The 18,326-nt window shown below is 39.5% G+C and carries 14 protein-coding genes and 1 pseudogene; 10 read left to right on the top strand and 5 right to left on the bottom strand.

Annotation, left to right across the window (positions count from 1 at the left end; genetic code table 11):
* Window positions 1-107 precede the first annotated feature (107 nt).
* Both plsX and AC33VI_RS06745 read left to right on the top strand, forming a co-directional pair.
* Window positions 108-1,154 carry a phosphate acyltransferase PlsX gene (plsX, locus tag AC33VI_RS06750; protein ID WP_491781499.1) on the top strand — a complete coding sequence of 349 codons (1,047 nt, stop codon included), beginning with the start codon at window positions 108-110 and terminating at the stop codon, window positions 1,152-1,154.
* A gap of 30 nt (window positions 1,155-1,184) precedes the next feature.
* Window positions 1,185-2,180: pseudogene (locus tag AC33VI_RS06745) on the top strand (beta-ketoacyl-ACP synthase III).
* A gap of 38 nt (window positions 2,181-2,218) precedes the next feature.
* On the opposite strand, the gene AC33VI_RS06740 reads toward AC33VI_RS06745, so the two are convergent.
* Window positions 2,219-2,890 carry a class II aldolase/adducin family protein gene (locus tag AC33VI_RS06740; protein ID WP_491781498.1) on the bottom strand — a complete coding sequence of 224 codons (672 nt, stop codon included), beginning with the start codon at window positions 2,888-2,890 and terminating at the stop codon, window positions 2,219-2,221.
* 128 nt (window positions 2,891-3,018) lie between these two features.
* Between AC33VI_RS06740 and AC33VI_RS06735 the strand changes: the two genes are divergently transcribed.
* The gene (locus tag AC33VI_RS06735; protein ID WP_491781497.1) at window positions 3,019-5,382 is read left to right on the top strand and encodes an ATP-dependent Clp protease ATP-binding subunit; all 2,364 of its coding nucleotides are present in this window, start codon (window positions 3,019-3,021) and stop codon (window positions 5,380-5,382) included.
* 333 nt (window positions 5,383-5,715) lie between these two features.
* On the top strand, window positions 5,716-8,166 hold the full coding sequence (locus AC33VI_RS06730) for a Calx-beta domain-containing protein (protein WP_491781496.1): 2,451 nt from the start codon (window positions 5,716-5,718) through the stop codon (window positions 8,164-8,166).
* A 358-nt stretch (window positions 8,167-8,524) separates the two neighbouring features.
* Here the strand turns inward: AC33VI_RS06730 and AC33VI_RS06725 are convergent, their stop codons facing one another.
* Entirely contained in the window at window positions 8,525-9,127 is a 603-nt protein-coding gene (locus tag AC33VI_RS06725; RefSeq protein ID WP_491781495.1) for a DUF1517 domain-containing protein, read from the bottom strand.
* Between the two features lie 114 nt (window positions 9,128-9,241).
* Between AC33VI_RS06725 and AC33VI_RS06720 the strand changes: the two genes are divergently transcribed.
* Window positions 9,242-10,456 carry a glycosyltransferase family 4 protein gene (locus tag AC33VI_RS06720; protein WP_491781494.1) on the top strand — a complete coding sequence of 405 codons (1,215 nt, stop codon included), beginning with the start codon at window positions 9,242-9,244 and terminating at the stop codon, window positions 10,454-10,456.
* 81 nt (window positions 10,457-10,537) lie between these two features.
* Here AC33VI_RS06720 and AC33VI_RS06715 read toward each other — a convergent pair whose 3' ends face one another.
* Window positions 10,538-11,641, bottom strand: a complete 1,104-nt coding sequence (locus AC33VI_RS06715; RefSeq protein ID WP_491781493.1) for a CIA30 family protein — start codon at window positions 11,639-11,641, stop codon at window positions 10,538-10,540.
* Window positions 11,602-12,006, bottom strand: a complete 405-nt coding sequence (locus AC33VI_RS06710) for a TMEM165/GDT1 family protein (protein ID WP_491781492.1) — start codon at window positions 12,004-12,006, stop codon at window positions 11,602-11,604. Before AC33VI_RS06710 ends, AC33VI_RS06715 begins: the two co-directional genes overlap by 40 nt.
* A gap of 69 nt (window positions 12,007-12,075) precedes the next feature.
* Here AC33VI_RS06710 and AC33VI_RS06705 point away from each other — a divergent pair, with 69 nt between their 5' ends.
* The 5 genes from AC33VI_RS06705 to AC33VI_RS06685 all read left to right on the top strand — a co-directional run bounded on the left by AC33VI_RS06705 (window position 12,076) and on the right by AC33VI_RS06685 (window position 17,895).
* Window positions 12,076-12,960 (top strand): ABC transporter permease, encoded by an 885-nt coding sequence (locus AC33VI_RS06705; protein WP_491781491.1) that lies wholly within the window; start codon window positions 12,076-12,078, stop codon window positions 12,958-12,960.
* Window positions 12,961-13,088: 128 nt separating this feature from the next.
* Window positions 13,089-14,339, top strand: a complete 1,251-nt coding sequence (locus AC33VI_RS06700) for a glycosyltransferase family 4 protein (RefSeq protein ID WP_491781490.1) — start codon at window positions 13,089-13,091, stop codon at window positions 14,337-14,339.
* 25 nt (window positions 14,340-14,364) lie between these two features.
* Entirely contained in the window at window positions 14,365-15,108 is a 744-nt protein-coding gene (locus tag AC33VI_RS06695; RefSeq protein WP_491781489.1) for a sulfotransferase family protein, read from the top strand.
* Between the two features lie 8 nt (window positions 15,109-15,116).
* Window positions 15,117-15,833 carry a hypothetical protein gene (locus AC33VI_RS06690; protein WP_491781488.1) on the top strand — a complete coding sequence of 239 codons (717 nt, stop codon included), beginning with the start codon at window positions 15,117-15,119 and terminating at the stop codon, window positions 15,831-15,833.
* 19 nt (window positions 15,834-15,852) lie between these two features.
* Window positions 15,853-17,895 (top strand): DUF6212 domain-containing protein, encoded by a 2,043-nt coding sequence (locus AC33VI_RS06685; RefSeq protein WP_491781487.1) that lies wholly within the window; start codon window positions 15,853-15,855, stop codon window positions 17,893-17,895.
* A 22-nt stretch (window positions 17,896-17,917) separates the two neighbouring features.
* Here the strand turns inward: AC33VI_RS06685 and AC33VI_RS06680 are convergent, their stop codons facing one another.
* Window positions 17,918-18,277, bottom strand: coding sequence for a hypothetical protein (locus tag AC33VI_RS06680; protein ID WP_491781486.1), 360 nt, complete (start codon window positions 18,275-18,277; stop codon window positions 17,918-17,920).
* Window positions 18,278-18,326: the final 49 nt, after the last annotated feature.

Here is an 18,326-nt window from a genome sequence, read left to right as displayed (position 1 = left end):
TGAAGATATGTGAAGACTGGTAAGCTTTCCTAGTTATTTTGTGTAGATAGTAGGGAGATTTAACCTCAGACTGTTAAAATTTGTAAGGCTTATATAAAATTTGCTAAATGGGATTAACGCGCGCAAGAATTGCAGTAGATGCTATGGGGGGAGACTTTGCCCCAGAAGAAATTGTTGCAGGGGCAGTTCAAGCTTCCGCAGAATTGGATTTAGATGTTCTACTGGTGGGAGAAGAAAAACGAATTAGCTCCCTGGTAAAGAAATACGATACCAAGGGTACAGCATCTGTTAAAGTTGTTCCTGCCGAAGATGTCATCACCATGAAAGAAGAACCCTTAACGGGAATTCGTCGCAAGCCCAAAGCTTCGATCAACGTGGCAATGAATTTAGTCAAATGTCAGGAAGCAGATGCAGTTGTTTCCGCAGGACATTCTGGCGCAGCAATGGCATCGGCTTTACTCAGATTGGGTCGTTTAAAAGGAATCGAACGTCCTGCAATTGGCGCAGTATTACCCACGATTATTCCTAACAAATCGGTAATTGTTTTGGATGTGGGGGCAAATGTAGATTGCAAACCAAAATATTTAGAACAGTTTGCCCTGATGGGAACAATTTACAGTAAATATGTATTGGGCAATGATTCTCCCCAGGTAGGCTTACTCAATATTGGAGAAGAATCTTCTAAAGGAAATGAATTAGCCATAACCACCAACAAATTACTTACCGCCAATCCTCAAATTCCTTTCTTGGGCAATGCCGAAGGAAGAGATGTTTTGTCAGGAGAGTTTGATGTAATTGTCTGCGATGGTTTTGTGGGTAATATTGTCCTCAAGTTTGCCGAAGCCATTGGAGAAGTAATGTTGCAAATTATGAAGGAAGAGTTACCCAAAGGGATACGAGGTAAAGTAGGCACTGCATTATTAAAGCCTAATTTGCGAGATATCAAGCGCAGAATCGATCGCGCAGAACATGGTGGCGCGCTCTTGTTTGGGGTAGCAGGAATCTGTATTATAAGCCACGGAAGCTCTCGTCGAGGGTCGATGTTTAATGCAATTCGTTCGGCTAAAGAAGCAATTGATAACGAAGTGTTAGAAAAAATAAAATCCAACAATCAAAGAATTGAAGCAGAAGCAACTTCTGCTAGTTCCAATTAACCTATAAGCGCAAAGTACGGGAGTGAAACATTGAACAATATGGGTGCGGGTATCGCGATTACTGGATGTGGTTCGGCTGCACCAGAAACAGTTCTAACTAACAATCATCTAGCGCAGATGGTGGAAACTTCCGATGAATGGATTGTCACTCGTACTGGAATGCGCAATCGTCATATCTCCTCCCCCAGAGAATCTTTGAGTCAATTGTCTGCGGTAGCCGCCAAAAATGCGCTCGCCATGGCGGGAATTTCGGTAACCGATATTGACTTGATTATTCTAGCCACTTCCACTCCCGACGATCTGTTTGGTAGCGCTTGCAAAGTTCAAGGTTTAATTGGTGCTACTAACGCCGTCGCCTTCGATCTGACGGCAGCTTGTTCTGGATTTATCTTTGCTTTAATTACTGCTTCTCAATTCATTCGCACTGGAGTACATAAAAATGTTTTAGTAATTGGTGCTGACGTTTTATCTCGTTGAGTAGATTGGTCGGATCGTGCCAGCTGTGTCTTGTTTGGTGACGGTGCGGGGGCAATAGTTTGTCAGGCTACAGAAAGCGATCGTCTGTTAGGATTTGAAATGTATAGTAAAGGCAGTCAAAACGACTGTTTAAACCTTAATTACCAATCAGAATCGAAACCCCTCGTCGAAAACATTACCGTCCAAAAAGGCAACTATCAGCCCGTTACGATGAATGGAAGAGAAGTTTATCGCTTTGCTGTGGCGAAAGTTCCCGAAGCGATTGAGAAAGCTATGTTTAGGGCAAATTTAACTGCTGACGAGATTGATTGGTTATTACTACATCAAGCCAATCAGCGAATTATGGATGCGGTAGCCAAACGCCTTAAAATTTCTAACGAAAAGATTTTAAGTAACATAGCAGAATATGGCAATACCTCCGCAGCTTCTATTCCTCTAGCTTTAGATGCTGCGGTACGAGAAGGAAAAGTCAAATCAGGAGATACTATTGCTGCATCGGGTTTTGGTGCTGGTTTGACCTGGGGTTCGGCTATTTTTAAATGGGGCTAATGTTGACATTACTAAGATTCTGTAGAGAGACTGTATTTTTATTTTAGGCTAGGTTTAGTTTGGCGATCGCCATAATCTCGATCGCCTGAAAAATAATACTTCAAGAGAACATTTCCTGCTTCTGCTAAATCCTTGCCAAAAGTAATTATTCCCTCTTCATGTCCGCTCATTGCCACAATTTTTGCTAGCTGAGTTTTGGGTTGGTGGCAGAGTCTAATTAATTCTTCAGCCATTTCAGGAGTGCCGTAGGCACAAGTAGGATCGGTAGTGGGTGCTTCGTTTAATAATTCTTGCCATAACCTAGCATGGTGAACGTGAATTACTGCCTTGATTTCGGGTTGAGCGGCATAAATAGCAGCATGGGTTAGGGTTTCGGAAGAAGCTTTAATTAATCCCGCGCAACTTACATAATTTTGCTGCCAATTAAAATCTGTAACTTTGGTATAGTGTTCGGCTTTTAGTTGGGCAATTCCCCCCGTTTGAGTGCCTGAAATAATAATATCTTGAGAATTGTTGGGGCGAATACTTAGATTGCCAAAACCAATGCCATTATCATATTGTCCGATTAAACCCAGACGATACAAGCGATCGCGCCATTGATTGAGTTCCACAATATCTTTTGGGGTAACAGCAGAAATCTTCGTCCAATGACATTGATATTTGATATATCCTTCATCGAAAGTCGAATGTAGTTTAAGATCGTTATACATAATTACAAAATTTTAGCGGAAATGCTGGTGAAAATTACGGGTTTTACCACTGCATCAACCTTACTAAAAACGATAAATTAAACATACAAGATAAAGAAATATTAATAATATAAGGAGTTTTGCAAACAATGTTTGAATACTTCAACGAAAAAGCAATTAAAAATGTCGTTCTCGCTCAAGAAGAAGCCAGAAATACGGGACACAATCTCGTTGGTACGGAACATATTTTATTGGGGGTAATTGGGGAGGGTACGTCAACAGCAGCAGATCTTCTAGCTAGTTTGGGTATTAGTCTCGATCGCACTAGAGAACTGGCTTTAGAAGTTATTGGTAAAGGATCTGGGTTTATTCCTGCTAATATTCCTTTTACCCCCAAAGCCAAAAGAATTTTAGAACAGGCTTTTAACGAAGCCCGTCAGCTAAAAAGTAACTTTATTAGTCCCGAACATATTCTTCTAGCAATTGTGAAGCAGGGAGATAATATGGCAGCTAAATTGCTAGCCAAGCAAAATATCGATCTCAGACAATTGCGTACTGACTTGATTAAAAAGTTAGGAGAAGCAGAAGTAGTTACGGCAACTGCTAGTAAAGAAAATCCCTTTGGGTTTGGAGGCGGTAAAGAAAAGACAGCTAAATTAAAAGAATTTAGCATCAACTTAACCGAAATGGCTCGGGAAGGAAAATTAGACCCTGTAGTGGGTAGATATCCCGAAATCGAACGAGCAGTCCAAATCTTGGGTAGAAGAACCAAAAACAATCCCATTTTGGTAGGCGAACCAGGGGTAGGTAAAACTGCGATCGCCGAAGGATTGGCACAACGCATTGTTAATCAAGAAGTATCTCCCCTCTTGGCAGATAAAGAAGTCATTAGCTTAGATATGGGTTCTCTGTTGGCTGGAACTAAGTTTAGAGGAGAATTTGAAGAACGTTTAAAAGCGATCGTCGAAGAAGTTCGCGCTGCGGGTAACATCATCTTAGTTATCGACGAGATCCATACTATGGTTGGTGCTGGTGCGATGGGTGGTGCGATGGATGCTGCCAATATGCTCAAACCTGCCTTGGCTAGAGGGGAAATCCAATGTCTCGGTAGCACTACTCTCGATGAATATCGCCAACACATCGAGCGGGATGCTGCTTTAGAACGTCGTTTCCAAAAAGTGATGGTCGGCGAGCCTTCTGTAGAAGATGCGATCGAGATTTTAACGGGCTTGCGTAGCACCTACGAAGACTTTCACCAAGTCAAATATACCGATAAAGCAATTGAGGCAGCGGTAACTCTATCAGAAAGATATATCACTGACAGATTCTTACCCGACAAGGCGATCGACCTAATTGATGAAGCTGGTTCTCGCACTCATTTAAATCACTGCTTGCAAAGCAAAGAAGAAAACAAAACCGAGGTGGCAACTATCAATCCCGAAGCTTTAACTCCCGTAGTGGACGAAGAAGCGATCGCGCGTATTGTTGCAGCTTGGACTGGCGTACCAGTTACTAAGATGACCGAAACCGAATCGGAAGCTTTGATGTATCTCGAAGATAATCTGCACGAGCGAGTAATCGGTCAAGATGAAGCAGTAAAAGCCGTATCCAAAGCCTTACGTCGTTCTCGTTCTGGGTTGGGCGATCGCAACCGTCCCATTGCTAGTATGTTCTTTTCTGGTCCTACTGGAGTAGGTAAAACCGAACTAGCCAAAGCCCTAGCAACCCAAATGTTTGGTTCGGAAGAGGCGATTATTAGAATCGATATGTCGGAATTCATGGAATCCCATACGGTATCTAAACTAATTGGTTCTCCTCCAGGGTTTGTCGGTTATGACGAAGGAGGACAACTAACCGAAGCAGTACGCCGTCAACCCTACAGTATTGTTTTATTCGATGAAATTGAAAAAGCCCATCCCGATGTGTTCAACATTATGTTGCAAATGCTCGATGATGGTCGTTTGACTGACGCTCAAGGGCGCACGGTAAGCTTTAAGAACACTATCATTATTATGACTTCCAACATTGGTTCTAAAGTCATTGAAAAAGGCGGTAGCGGTCTTGGGTTTGAATTTTCCGAAGATAAAGGAGAAGCTCAATACAATCGCATCAAAGAATTGGTTAATCAGGAATTGAAAAATTACTTCCGTCCTGAATTTATTAACCGCTTAGATGAAATTATTGTCTTCCGTCAGTTGACCAAACCTGAAGTAAGAGAAATCGCCACTATTCTACTTCAAGAAGTATCAGATACTTTAAAAGAACAGCGAGATATTACCCTCGGAGTAACTACCGCTTTTGAAGATAAAGTGATTGACGAAGGTTTCGATCCTAGCTATGGTGCAAGACCCTTACGTCGTGCGATTATGCGCCTTTTAGAAGATAGTTTAGCTGAAGCAATTCTTTCTGGTAGCGTCAATGATGGCGACCATGCTTTAGTGGATTTAGACGATAATGGCAAAACAACTGTTTCTACAGTACAAGAACAAGTTTTGGTCGAAGCAACTCGTTAAATTTTTGAGGAATAACGATTAGTTTCATACTTTAATTTAAACAGGGTCTAGTAATTAATTATTAGACCCTTTTTTGTTGTTTCAAAAATTAGTTTGACTAAGTAACCTGATTTCGGGTTAAGCTACTGACCGATCAACCGCTTTAGTTATTAGTTGTTAGTTACTAGTTATTAGTTTTTAAATTTTCTCACTCGAACCTGAAACTGATTTTTAGGGATCGCCAACATTAGATTAAACAAAAATAAGATTATACGGTAAATTCTAAATTCAGATTTAGCATAATTAAATTGAAAATTTCCTAGTAATTATACATAGCTCTTTTTGAAAAACCACATGACAGAATCTGTAAGCAATATTCTTCAAGAAAGTTTAAGCAACGCAGCAAACCTATTACAAAATTATGCAGAGGAAGAAAATAATTCAGAAAGCTTGACAGAAGTATTTGGCGACAGTTTTGATGTAGATCGTGGTAATGAAGTCCTCGAATCTGTGGTAACAGATTTATCGGGAGAAACCGAAGGAAGCAGCGGTGTCACAATCGAAGTTCTTCCCGCAGAACAAATTAATAATGCTTCTGGTGCTTATGCTGATAGCAACAACACCATTTATCTATCTGAAGAATTTTTAATTGACAATGCCGATAATCCAGATGCGATCGCCAATGTGGTTTTAGACTCCGTAGGACATTACGTAGATTCAGAAGCAAACTCCACCGATAGTCAAGGAGATGAAGGAGAAATTTTTGCTGCCGAAGTGACAGGAGTACGTTTAACTCCAGAAGAATTGGCAATTTTGCGGGGAATAGATGATACAGGTGCGGTAAATGTTAATGGAGAGAATATAGAAGTGGAACAACAAGCTTCCATTATTTATGTAGATCGGGATGCAACGGGAGAAAATAATGGTACTTCCTGGACAAATGCCTACACCGATTTACAGTCTGCTTTAGGTGTTGCTGGTGCTAGCGATCAAATTTGGGTTGCCGAAGGGACATACTTTCCTACAGACGGTACTAATCTTCCTGAAGATGTAGACAATCCCCGTGATGTCAGCTTTGTCATTAATAATGGCGTTGATGTCTATGGTGGTTTTGCTGGTGGTGAAACTTCTTTAGATCAACGCGATTGGCAAACCAACGAAACTGTACTGAGCGGTAACATTGGCGAAAGCGGTCAGGCTGATAATAGTTATAGTGTCATTGATATAACGGGTTCTACTAATAGTACTGTTATTGACGGTTTTACGATTACTGGCGGTCAAGCAGATGGAAGAAACAGTCCTCGTAGAATTCGTGGAGGAGGTCTTTATGCTGAAGAAAATGGCAGTGCTTCAATTGTAAACTCAGTTGTTGAAAATAATTTTGCCAGCGAGCAAGGTGGAGGAATTTATACAGGAAATAATAGCAGTGTAAATGTTGTCAATAGTATATTTGTTAACAATCTTGCAGGAGAATTTGGCGGTGGTATAGCTGGTTGGAGAAATGCTAGTCCAAACATTACTAACAGCCTATTTTATGACAATGAAAGCCAGTCTGGTGGAGCTATATTTACTCGATTTTCTGACGATCTAGAAATTAATAACACTACTTTTGTTAATAATTCTGGAGGAGAGGCAGATTCAATTGGAGTATTTAGTAATAGTGAGCCAGCAATTTTAAACAACAGTATTTTTTGGAATACCGAGGGAAGAGATGATAATCACTTTGACTTTGCTGGTAGTTTCTCAACTCGCTTAACAATCAATAATTCAATTGTGCAAGGAGAAGTGGGAAGTGAAGGTAACGTCACTGAAGATCCTCTTTTTCGAGATCCAGAAAATAATGACTATCGTTTGCAATTAGATTCTCCTGCTATAGATACGGGTAATAATGAAGCGGTTGCCAATTTGGGCGTATCTACAGAAGTAGCCAATAATCCTCGTATTTATAACGAAACTGTAGACATTGGGGCATATGAATATGGGCTTTATGCTTCCATTGATGATGTAACAGTAGAAGAAGGTAATGAAGGAAATACTAATGCTGAGTTTACGGTTACTTTACTCGATACCAACGACCAGCCCACTTCCGAGCAAGTAGAAATTCAATACACAACAGCTAACAGTACTGCTAGGAGTGATAGTGACTATACCGAAACTTCTGGTACTTTAATCTTTGCCCCAGGAGAAGATAGCCAAACTATTACTGTACCCGTTAGTGGCGATACTGATGCTGAAACTGATGAAAGATTTTTTGTTAACTTAACTAATGCTAATGGTGGCACGGTAATTACCGACGACCAAGGAACGGGAATTATTACTAACGAGGATTTGTTAGGGGATAGTCCTACTGTATATCGTTTCTTTAATCCTGAAGTTGGGGTACATTTTTACACCGCATCAGAAGCAGAAAGAGATAATGTTTTAGACAATTTACCTCAGTATGAATTTGAAGGTAGTTCTTATATTGCTGCACCAGAAACAGACGATCCGCTAACAGGGATTGTGCCAGTATATCGCTTCTTCAACACTAATACGGGAGTACATCTTTATACTGTCAATGAATTAGAAAGAGATTCGATTCAGGAAAATCTGCCCAACTATACTTTTGAAGGAATTGCTTACTACGCTTATGAATCTCAACAGGAAGGAACGACTGCTGTTTATCGTTTTTATAATGAAACCATAGACGCTCACTTTTATACTCCTTCGGCTGCCGAAAGGGATAATATTTTAGAAAACTTGCCCGATTATGCTTTAGAAGGAGAAAGTGGCATTTCTTTTTATGTCGAACCCCTTCCTCTATAGAATCCATTTGAGATCTCTGTGTGTAACCATAAGCACCTCGAAAGCACTGTCACATTAAATATTTCAAAATAGCTGCTTGAAACCTTGTTTTCTCGTTCAAGAAATCAAAATAAGGAACTCTGAAATAACAGATTTTTCGTAGAAAAAGATCCCAAATGGGTTCTATAGTACAGAGAATTAAATAAAGCGGTCGTGTCAAATTGAAAAACTCGAAGAGGATGTCTGAAAAGTAGTTTTAAGCTGTCGAGATCCCCCTAGCTACCCTTTTGAAGGGTAGCTAGGGGGATCGAAATTAATAAATGGGACTTCTCAGATAACCTCTAATATGTGATGCGATCGCCATCTAAAATAGAAAAGTTTACAAAGGAATTAATTCGGGAAAGTTTAATAATAATTGTTCGCCGTTTAATTCATCTCCTAGTTTGGCAGGGGAAAAATGAATTTGAATGGCTCTTAATTTTTCTTGATAGTGTAGATTAATCAAAGCTTTCAAGCCATATTCCAATGCTTCTATATCTGCTAGATTATTCTCTAAATCTGCTGATTCTCCTTCAAAAGCTACGGTCAGCATAATTACTAAATTGCGAGTTACGGGCAAAGATAAAGGCTCGTCACTATTTATATCTCGGTCGATTTCAATTTCGCTTAAATACCGTTGTGCTGAATCGGTAAATAATTCATTAACATAGTCTCCTGCTTCTCCTTCATCCCAGACTACATCTCCTTCATTGCCCGCCGATTGCCAATATTGACTCATTTGCAAGAGATTTTGGCAGACTGATACTAAACCTTCACCCAAGATTTCTAGATCTCCGTCGCTATCGATCGCTTCCCTAGCCACGCGGTTTAAAACTCCTAGCATTGGTGCTATTTCATCTCCTGCAAGATGGATAAAAATGCGAGCTACTACAAAGCGAGTTTTGCCACTAAATTTAGAAATGCGATCGCGCCAAGAAGCCATAAAACACCAAGGATAGAGGATGAATCTATCTATAAATTTATCATCAACTAAGACAGTTATATATTTGCAAGATAGAATTAGGGCTAAATAAACTAGCTTCTAAAATAAGCCAGTATGAAAATTCTATTTTTACATCCTAATTTTCCCGCCCAGTTTCGTCATTTAGCCTCAATCTTGGGGCAAGATAAAGAAAATACAGTAATTTTTGGTACTAATCGTCGAGAAGGTAATATTGCGGGGGTAGCTAAAGCAATTTATGAAAAATCTCGCACCGCCCGCCCCGAAACCCATCACTATGTCAGACCTTTAGAAAATGCTGTTTTAGAGGCTCAAGCTGTCTATCGCATGACCCAGAAATTAAAAGATGGGGGCTTTTATCCCGATGTTGTCTACGGTCATTCTGGTTGGGGACCTACTTTGTTTATGAAGGATATTTTTCCTAAAGCGACTTTACTTTGTTATTTTGAGTGGTTTTATCGGGCTTATGGTTCGGATGCTAGTTTTGACCCCAGCGATCCGATTAATGCGGATGATGAGGCGAGAATACGGATTAAAAATGCTCCTATCTTATTAGATTTAGCAACTTGCGATCGCGGTTTATCTCCTACTAATTGGCAGCGATCGCAATTCCCCCCAGAATTTCATGACAAAATTAAAGTCCATCACGACGGTATCGACACGAATTATTTTCAACCAGTGCCAAATGCCAAATTATTTTTACCCCGCATCAATCTCGATCTGACCGAAGCCGAAGAAATTGTGACCTATGTTGCTAGGGGAATGGAACCCTATCGCGGTTTTCCTCAATTAATTGAAGCCATCAGCTTATTGCAGAAAAAACGCCCCCAATGTCACTTTGTTATAGTCGGTAGAAATCGGGTAGCCTACGGTAAAAGTTTGTCTGATGGCAAAACCTACAAAGAAGCAATGCTGGAAAAATTTCCTTTAGATATGAGTCGGGTACACTTTACTGAATTATTACCCTATGATGAATACCTACAAGTATTGCAAGCATCTGACGCACATATCTATTTAACTCGTCCCTTTGTTCTTTCTTGGTCGATGCTCGAAGCCTTATCTACAGGCTGCTTAATAGTTGCTTCCGATACCGCACCAGTCACCGAAGTCATTGAAGACGGAGTAAATGGATTATTGGTCGATTTCTTCTCTCCTCAACAAGTATGCGATCGCGTTATCGAAGCTTTAGATAATCCTGAAAAGATGGCAGCTATTCGTACCAAAGCCAGAGAAACCATCTTGGAAAAATACGATCTAGCCAAACTCCTACCCCAACATTTGCAATGGGTTAAAGACTTTGCCAATTCTTAAGCAGTTAGGACAGCCAGCAATCTCAAGTTTTGTTATTGCGTAACGGTATGCAATCTAGTCAAATTTTGCTCGATTTTCAAACTAATTTAGGGCTTCAAGACACAATTGTACCGCCCTTTCTACTTCACCCCCAGTCGAAGAAATCACAGTATAATTCAAACTGCTATTTTTAACTTCTGCTAGTTCTGCTTCTTGGGGAGTTATCTGAATAAATTGGGGTTTGGATTGACCTCCATAGGCTTTGATATATTCAACCTCTAGGGCAAAAGCACCTGCTTCAAATTTAGGATTTAATTCACCATCGTATTCAAATTTACTCAACATTAACTGCATCGAATAGATATTGCTGGAATCTATTTGACTGGCTTCAGCAACTGTTTTTGCCCGAAAAACAGGAATTAACTCGGAAAAGGGAATGCGAATTACCGTGGGGAAATCATAAACCGTATCAAAAGAATAGCAGTAACTAATGCCATCCCACTTACCTTCACAACGGCTGATAAACTTGTAGCGTTTGCCATCCCCAATAACTCTTAATTCAATTCCTGTGTAGCTAGATAGATCTAAGGGAGTAGCAAAATTGCGAGTGCGTACGGAAGCAAACCCTCCATTATTATCAGTAGAAACAATACCTGCAAAAATTGCTTTATTATCTGCCAAACGGATATTGCTTTGACTTACACCACCCATAACCACATCATCTACCGCTCCCCAAGTTTCTTTAAGCAGATCGTTGGAGTTAGTAAAGTCAAAAATTAGCCGACTATTCCCAGCAGGTAAAGATTGAGTGGCGATTTTGATGAGCTTTTCTATTCCCTGGCGATCGTTTGGTTCTCTCTCTCCACAATAAACTATCTTGCTAACCTCTTTGAGCATTTCAGGTTCGATAGTTTCGGGAATAGTAAAATCTGCCTGCCAAAGCTCAACGCGATCGCCTAAAATACTTTTGGCTCGATCGCGATCTTTAACTAAAGCTCTTACTCGATAGTTTTGTGCTAATAATTTCTCAACTACTTGTTTACCTGTCGAACTCGTAGCACCAACTACTAAAATTATCATAGTTATACTTTGTCGATTCTCTTTCGAGGGTTCTCGTGGGAATATTTTTTGCCAACAATTAATCAAAGGAATTATCTCAAAATAGGTTAAAGTTTGCCAAAGTCTGCCCAATTCCCAGTTAGCCACGGTTGCATTCCAATCAATGAACAATCTGATAATCTTATTTTAAGATAGTGGGTAGGCAGTAACGATCTAAAGATCGCTATTCTTCGTCTTTTTCTCCCCCTACCCAAAGTATTCTGAGTGCCATAGTGGCAAATCCGATCGCTGCTAAAGATTTTAATAATTTTTCTGGTAAAAACTGTGCCACTGCACCACCAGCCAAAACCCCCAAAAAAACTGGCTAAAATCAGGGCTATTGTCGAGCCGATAAACACCGCACGAGGATTATTTGAGCTACCTCCAAGGGCGATCGCTGCTAATTGACTTTTGTCACCAATTTCAGCTAAAAAAACCGTAATAAAACTAATTCCAATCAGTTGCCAATCCATCTTTTCATTAATTAATTATTGTGGGATTTAGTATAGACCTAATCGTATCAACTAATAACTAATAACCAAATGATTACCCAAAAAGAAAGTAACTTATGGCTAGATAGCTGGCGTAAATTCAGACGCGATCGCGCTGCTGTATTTGGTTTGATTTTTATTGTGGCGATCGCAGGGGCGATTATTTTCTTGCCTTTGGTTTACACGACTCCAATCGACAAGATTGATTTTTTAGCTGCTTCTCAACCCCCCAGTCCGCAACATCTTTTTGGTACAAACGATCTAGGTCAAGACCAACTAGCAAGAATTTTACAGGGCGGTAGGGTATCCCTTGCCGTTGGGTTAGCCTCAATGGTGGTAGCTATATTTTTGGGAACTATGGTGGGTGCGATCGCGGGTTTTTATGGGGGAATTATTGATAATCTGTTGATGAGAATTACCGATTTATTTTTGGCTTTGCCTCAGTTACCTCTATTACTGCTAGTTGTCTACTTGTTTCGCGATGCGATGAAGAAAATTGCAGGGGCAGAATTAGGAGTCTTTATTTTGATTGTCTGTTTGATTGGCGGTTTAAATTGGATGTCTGTAGCGCGGTTAGTTAGGTCTAATTTTCTCAAACTCAGAGAAATGGAATTCATCAGCGCAGCCAAAGCGATCGGTGGTAAACCCAAGAGAATCATCTGGATACATCTATTTCCCAATGTTTTCAGCGTTGTAATCGTAGCTGCAACCTTAGCAGTGGGTAACGCTATCATTACGGAATCTACCCTGAGTTTTTTGGGTTTGGGATTTCCTCCTGACGTACCTACTTGGGGAAGAATGTTGTTTGAAGCTAAGGACTTTTTAACCTCTGCCCCCCATATGGCTATTTTCCCAGGGTTGGCAATCTTTCTAACTGTTTTGAGTATTAACTACATCGGCGATGGCTTGCGAGATGCTTTTGATCCTAAAAGTTAACCTTGTTTAACCTATAACTTATAACGGCTTACGCGATGGGGTGATATTATCCCGCTTGACGGGGCTGTTCCCTAAAGGACTCGCTTCGCATCGCGCGAACAGCCCCTACTTCTGACTTTTTATTTAATATGTTGGTCAAAACTAAAAGAATTTTGATTATTGCCCACAACCATCCGATTTTTTTTCCTGGAGGGGCGGAAATATTTGCTTACGATTTGTTCCAGGCAATTCGCGATAGTACTGAATATCAACCTTTTTTCTTAGCTGCTGCCGATCCGAGTAACCGAGAAGTTCATACGGGTACTCCGTTTCAAATGTTGGTAGATGCAGAGGATGAAGCTTTGTTTTGGGGAGGATCTTTTGATTATTTTTATCAATCCCAACAAATACTGAATTTTCTCTATATAGATTTTAAAAACTTTCTCTTACAGCTAAAGCCCGATGTAATTCACTTTCACCATACAATTCGTTTTGGAGTCGAAGCAATTCAAGTGGCGCGACAAACCTTACCTAATAGTAAAATTGTGTTTACTCTGCACGAGTTTATTTTGATCTGCAATCGCGACGGACAAATGGTGCGCAAAGATAATCACGAACTCTGCGAATTTGCTGCTCCAAATCGTTGCTATCGTTGTTTTCCTGAGTATTCTCCCCAGCAATTTAAAATGCGAGAAGAATTTATTAAAGCCCATTTAGAATTGGTGGATCGATTTATTTCTCCGAGTTATTTTTTAGCCCAACGTTTTCGGGAATGGGGTTTGCCCGACAATAAAATAACCGTTTTAGAAAATGGTCGTCGGATATACGATCCAGCCCCCCAAAGGCAACTAGAACCTAGAGGAAAACGTAATAGTTTTGGTTTTTTCGGGCAGATTAATCCCTACAAGGGAGTGTTACTTATTTTGGCAGCAGTGGAATATTTAGCTGAAAATAATATTAAGGATTTTCGCATTCATCTATTTGGTAATATCGCCCATGGTTTTCCCGAATTTAAACTAGAATTTATCAAATTTTTAGCCAAACATCAGGATTTAGTTACCCATCATGGTAGATACAAACAATCAGAAATTCCCGATTTAATTCAATTAGTAGATTGGGTTATAGTTCCTTCAATCTGGTGGGAAAATTCACCTTTAGTAATTCAGGAAGTATTTATGCACCAACGCCCGATTATTTGTAGCAATATTGGGGGAATGGCAGAAAAAGTAGACGACAAGATAACAGGTTTGCATTTTAAAGTGAGAAATTCTATTAGTCTGGCGGAAACTATGAAACAAGCGATCGCCGATCCCGTGCTTTGGTCGAGTTTAGTCAAAAATATTAAACCTCGTTTGTCTATTGAAGAATCAGCAAAACAACACGTTAATATTTATCAGTGAGCATTTAATAACTAACAACTAATCAATGAGTAGAGACGAAAAATGTCAACCAGATTTTATTATTATTGGTGCGATGAAAGCAGCTACTTCAGCTATTTATGAATATTTGATGCAGCACCCTAGAGTAATTCGTCGTATGCCCAAGGAATTGCATTTTTTTACGCTTAATTACGATCGCGGTTTGGATTGGTATTTATCTCAATTTGATGTTCTAGAAAAAAAAAGCGATCGCAGTTTATTAATTGGTGAAGCTAGTCCTAGTTATTTGACTTCTAACAAAGCAGCAAAATTAATTTATCAGTTATTTCCCGATGTTAAGATAATTGCTTCTTTACGCAATCCTACCGATCGCGCTATTTCTCATTATTACCATCAGTTGAATCGGGTTAAAGATGAAGTAAGACCGATTGAAGTAGCATTTAGTAGCAGTGAAATTGAAAATTCAACTCAGATTCCTGGTTCTCAAACTAATAGTTATTTGCAGCTAGGTAGATATGTTCCACAAATCAAACCCTGTTTGGCTCTTTTTCCTCCAGAACAATTGTTAATTCTCAATTATCATCAATTGGAATTAAACCCCGATCGCTTTATCGAGAAAATATTTAATTTCTTAGACTTAGAAAATTACCCAATTAATAATAAACAAAAGATTTATGGCAATCAATATCCTACTGTTTCTTCATCGATAATAGCTAGACTCGATCGCTATTTTGCCAGTTGCGATCGCGAACTTCAAGACTTAATTAATATGCAGTTGATTAGAAATTAAATTTAACCATGAAATCTAAATTATTTATTATCGTAATTAGCGGTAGATCGGGTAGTAGTTACTTGAGAGAACTAATTTCCCAAGACGAGCGCGTGGTAATGGTAGGAGAGATGCTGGTGGGGAAAAGTAAGAGTAAACAAAAACAAATTATTAGTGATTTTTTTAAGCGCACAATTCACGGTAAAACTTATGGGCAAGAATTAATTTTAGGTTTTAAAACTAAATTAACCGACATTATTGATCGCTCTTTTTTTCTCCAACAAATTAATCTACATCAACCAATCATAATTATCAATCGTCGCCAAAATTATTTAAGACAAGCAATTTCTAGAGCCAGAATGTTGGTGCTAGTAGAAAATACGATCGAGAAATATGGCATACCCCATCATAGTCCTAAAGATATTAGCGATATCGTTCCTCCGATAAATATTGATATTGACTCAATTTATAAATCTGCTAGAGATTTTGAGCTAAGAGATCGAGAATTAGTAGCTTTTGCAGATGCTATAAAATCTCAAAATACCACAATTTATTATGAAGATTTTGCTAACAATCCTCAATTAGCAATTGATAAGCTATCTTCGATTTTAGGCATAAATCTAAAAATTACAAATTATCAAGTTACTTATAAAAATACTAGTTTCGATCTCAGACAAGCAGTCAAAAATTACGATGAATTAGAGACTAAATTGATTAATAGTCGATTTTATTCAATGCTCGATTGAGGGTAATTAATAATTAATAATGAATAATGAATTGAAATTTTTAAAAATCTATAGTTATAAGGTTATTCTGGAAGATTTATATTCTGCTGGCGATAAAATAATTGTTTCAAGTGAGGATCAAGAAAATTTTGAAAAATATATCAAACTAGAAGTAGATCTGGAAATTTATCAATTCAAAATAGATCGCGATCGCGCGATCGGAATTGTCGCTCCTTTAAGTAAAGAAATTAATTTAGACGGTCAAAAACTAACAGAAATAACTTTAACACCCAACTTCTGTCTGGGTTTGTTAGCTTTTTCTGCCACAGGAAAAACCGAATTAATAAAATTACAAACTTGGTGGAGTGTAAACAGTAATCAATCTTCCATTCCCCAACTAATCGAACTCTATCCAGATGCCACGACAGAAATATCGAGTGAATTTTGGCAACAAATTTATCGAGCTATAAAGCGAGAAAATCATTCTCTGGCTCGACGTATGGCTACCCTACAAAGACAGTATTTAGCATTAAGAACCCTACACGAAAATATGCAAAATGCTTTTGCCATATTGGAAGACTATTTAAGCCAAGCAAAGCTTCCTCCCATACAATTGGCGTTTGAAGCTCAAATAAGTGAAGAATCTATCGAACCAAATAAAATAAACAACTCTAATTCGGCAATTCTCCAACAGCTTTTACCCGTTAGTTCCAAAGGGTTAGCCGTAATTAAATTACACCTAGCTAAAACTTCTCCCCAAGCAGTGGGAAACTTAACTGTAACCATCAAAGCTAGCGAAGACATCAGCGAAATTGCCCTATGGCAAATACCCTATGCCCATTTATCTCCAGGTTGGCTGAGTTTAGATTTGCCCAGCATTGATATAAATCGCCAAAGGGATGTAGAACTAACTATCGAGTGGGCAACCCAGCTAGGTTTTCCTCCCAGCTTATCTTTAACCAAATTACAGACAATTCCCGAAGCCAGAGCTTACAACGAAAATATTATCTTAGAGCGCAGTTTGGCAATGCAAATCTACCGAGGTTTGCCAGGAACGAGAAATGTCACCAGCCCTTATTTACTACTTAATAAAAACCAGTCACAGCCTCTACCTCAGTTGGGGTATCTAGGGGAAGGTGCGATCGCATTAGTTAGAGAAGTAACTCCCAACCTACCTACAGACGACTTCGAGCATATTCAGCTAGTTGCAGAGGGAACAAAAATCATGACTCACCCCCGCGCTGACGGCAGCCCAACTATCGCCATGCTACCCTACTGCTTTCCTCCCACAGCCAATCGATTAACCGCCACCATCGCTACGGAACACCCCAAGGCGGGAACAGTGGAATATGCAGTGGCAATTATTACCCCAGAAATCGATCCCAAAACTGCCTTAAACTCAGCTATCCCTTTAAAGTTTTCCGATTGGATTGCCATCGAACCCAATACCCCCAGACAGATTGCCTTAAATTTAGATTCTTCCGTAACAGAACATTGTCATATAATCATTGCTGCCAAACTAGGAACAAATTGTCCGATAGATTTCGCTTGGGCAAATTGGTTAAATTTCCAGACAGAAATAGCCAAAATTAAATCATCTCAAGTTAGTTCTGGTATTATCGATCCTCAACTCACCCCTCTAAGAGATGCTTCGGTTACTCCTTCCCAATTGAACTTTGTCAAAGTTCAACTAGTTGAAAACAACAGTAAAATTCAAGTTCATCCCAGTGTTGAAGGAGATACGGTAGCAATTGTCAGCAATGCCGTGACTTCGGGTACAGTGAGAGTCGAAACTACAGTTTGTACCGAAAATGATACCGCTGACGCGATCGCATATGCGATCGCTATAATTGCCAACGATAACGATCGCGCAGCCCGATTAGCCGTCGTTTCTCCCAGTACTGCTTTAGCCTTCTCAGGTTGGCATCAAATACCAGCTAATACTCCTTCCCAACTAAAACTAGATTTAGTCGTTCCCACAGTGGATACCTATCATCTAGTCTTAGCAACTCGTTTGCCAGCTACTAGCAGTCAAGCTAACGCTTGGGCGCGTTGGTTAAAAATTGAGTCGATCGCAGATTAATCGATCGATTCTCTAAATTAGTTTATAAAGAACCACATCCTCCAGACTTAAGATGTTTGTCGATCGCACTAAGATAATCAATATCTTCTAAAGCAGTTTCGGGTAAACGTTTTTCTGCTATGGCTGCCGAAACCAAACTTTGGGCTGTAACTCTTCCAGATTTAATGGCACTATTTAAACTGCTATAACTGGGAATACCTTTAGCTTGGAATCTTCCTTGTCTGGCTAATTTTAGTAGCTGTTGTGGAGCAAGAGAGTTAGAGTTGTTGCGAGTGCTTGGGCTTGTATCTGGTCTGGGGTTGGTTTCAGCAAAAACAGGAGCGATCGAGATCGATCCTAAAGCGATCGAAGAAATAGTCGCGATAGTGAAAGCTTTGAGCATAATTATTCTGAAATATAAATTCGACATTGTAGTCATTCCAAATCATAAT

It is taken from the genome of Waterburya sp., assembly GCF_058530065.1.
Note: the sequence above shows the minus strand (reverse complement) of the source record. Positions and strands in the feature narration are given on the sequence as shown.

What these genes read in the sequence shown, in the direction of transcription:
- AC33VI_RS06720 (WP_491781494.1), top strand. Translation starts at nt 9,242, where the DNA reads ATGAAAATTCTATTTTTACATCCTAATTTTCCCGCCCAGTTTCGTCAT.
- AC33VI_RS06690 (WP_491781488.1), top strand. Translation starts at nt 15,117, where the DNA reads ATGAAATCTAAATTATTTATTATCGTAATTAGCGGTAGATCGGGTAGT.
- AC33VI_RS06740 (WP_491781498.1), bottom strand. Translation starts at nt 2,890, where the DNA reads ATGTATAACGATCTTAAACTACATTCGACTTTCGATGAAGGATATATC.
- AC33VI_RS06730 (WP_491781496.1), top strand. Translation starts at nt 5,716, where the DNA reads ATGACAGAATCTGTAAGCAATATTCTTCAAGAAAGTTTAAGCAACGCA.
- AC33VI_RS06685 (WP_491781487.1), top strand. Translation starts at nt 15,853, where the DNA reads ATGAATAATGAATTGAAATTTTTAAAAATCTATAGTTATAAGGTTATT.
- AC33VI_RS06680 (WP_491781486.1), bottom strand. Translation starts at nt 18,277, where the DNA reads ATGCTCAAAGCTTTCACTATCGCGACTATTTCTTCGATCGCTTTAGGA.
- AC33VI_RS06700 (WP_491781490.1), top strand. Translation starts at nt 13,089, where the DNA reads ATGTTGGTCAAAACTAAAAGAATTTTGATTATTGCCCACAACCATCCG.
- plsX (WP_491781499.1), top strand. Translation starts at nt 108, where the DNA reads ATGGGATTAACGCGCGCAAGAATTGCAGTAGATGCTATGGGGGGAGAC.
- AC33VI_RS06725 (WP_491781495.1), bottom strand. Translation starts at nt 9,127, where the DNA reads ATGGCTTCTTGGCGCGATCGCATTTCTAAATTTAGTGGCAAAACTCGC.
- AC33VI_RS06705 (WP_491781491.1), top strand. Translation starts at nt 12,076, where the DNA reads ATGATTACCCAAAAAGAAAGTAACTTATGGCTAGATAGCTGGCGTAAA.
- AC33VI_RS06735 (WP_491781497.1), top strand. Translation starts at nt 3,019, where the DNA reads ATGTTTGAATACTTCAACGAAAAAGCAATTAAAAATGTCGTTCTCGCT.
- AC33VI_RS06710 (WP_491781492.1), bottom strand. Translation starts at nt 12,006, where the DNA reads ATGGATTGGCAACTGATTGGAATTAGTTTTATTACGGTTTTTTTAGCT.
- AC33VI_RS06695 (WP_491781489.1), top strand. Translation starts at nt 14,365, where the DNA reads ATGAGTAGAGACGAAAAATGTCAACCAGATTTTATTATTATTGGTGCG.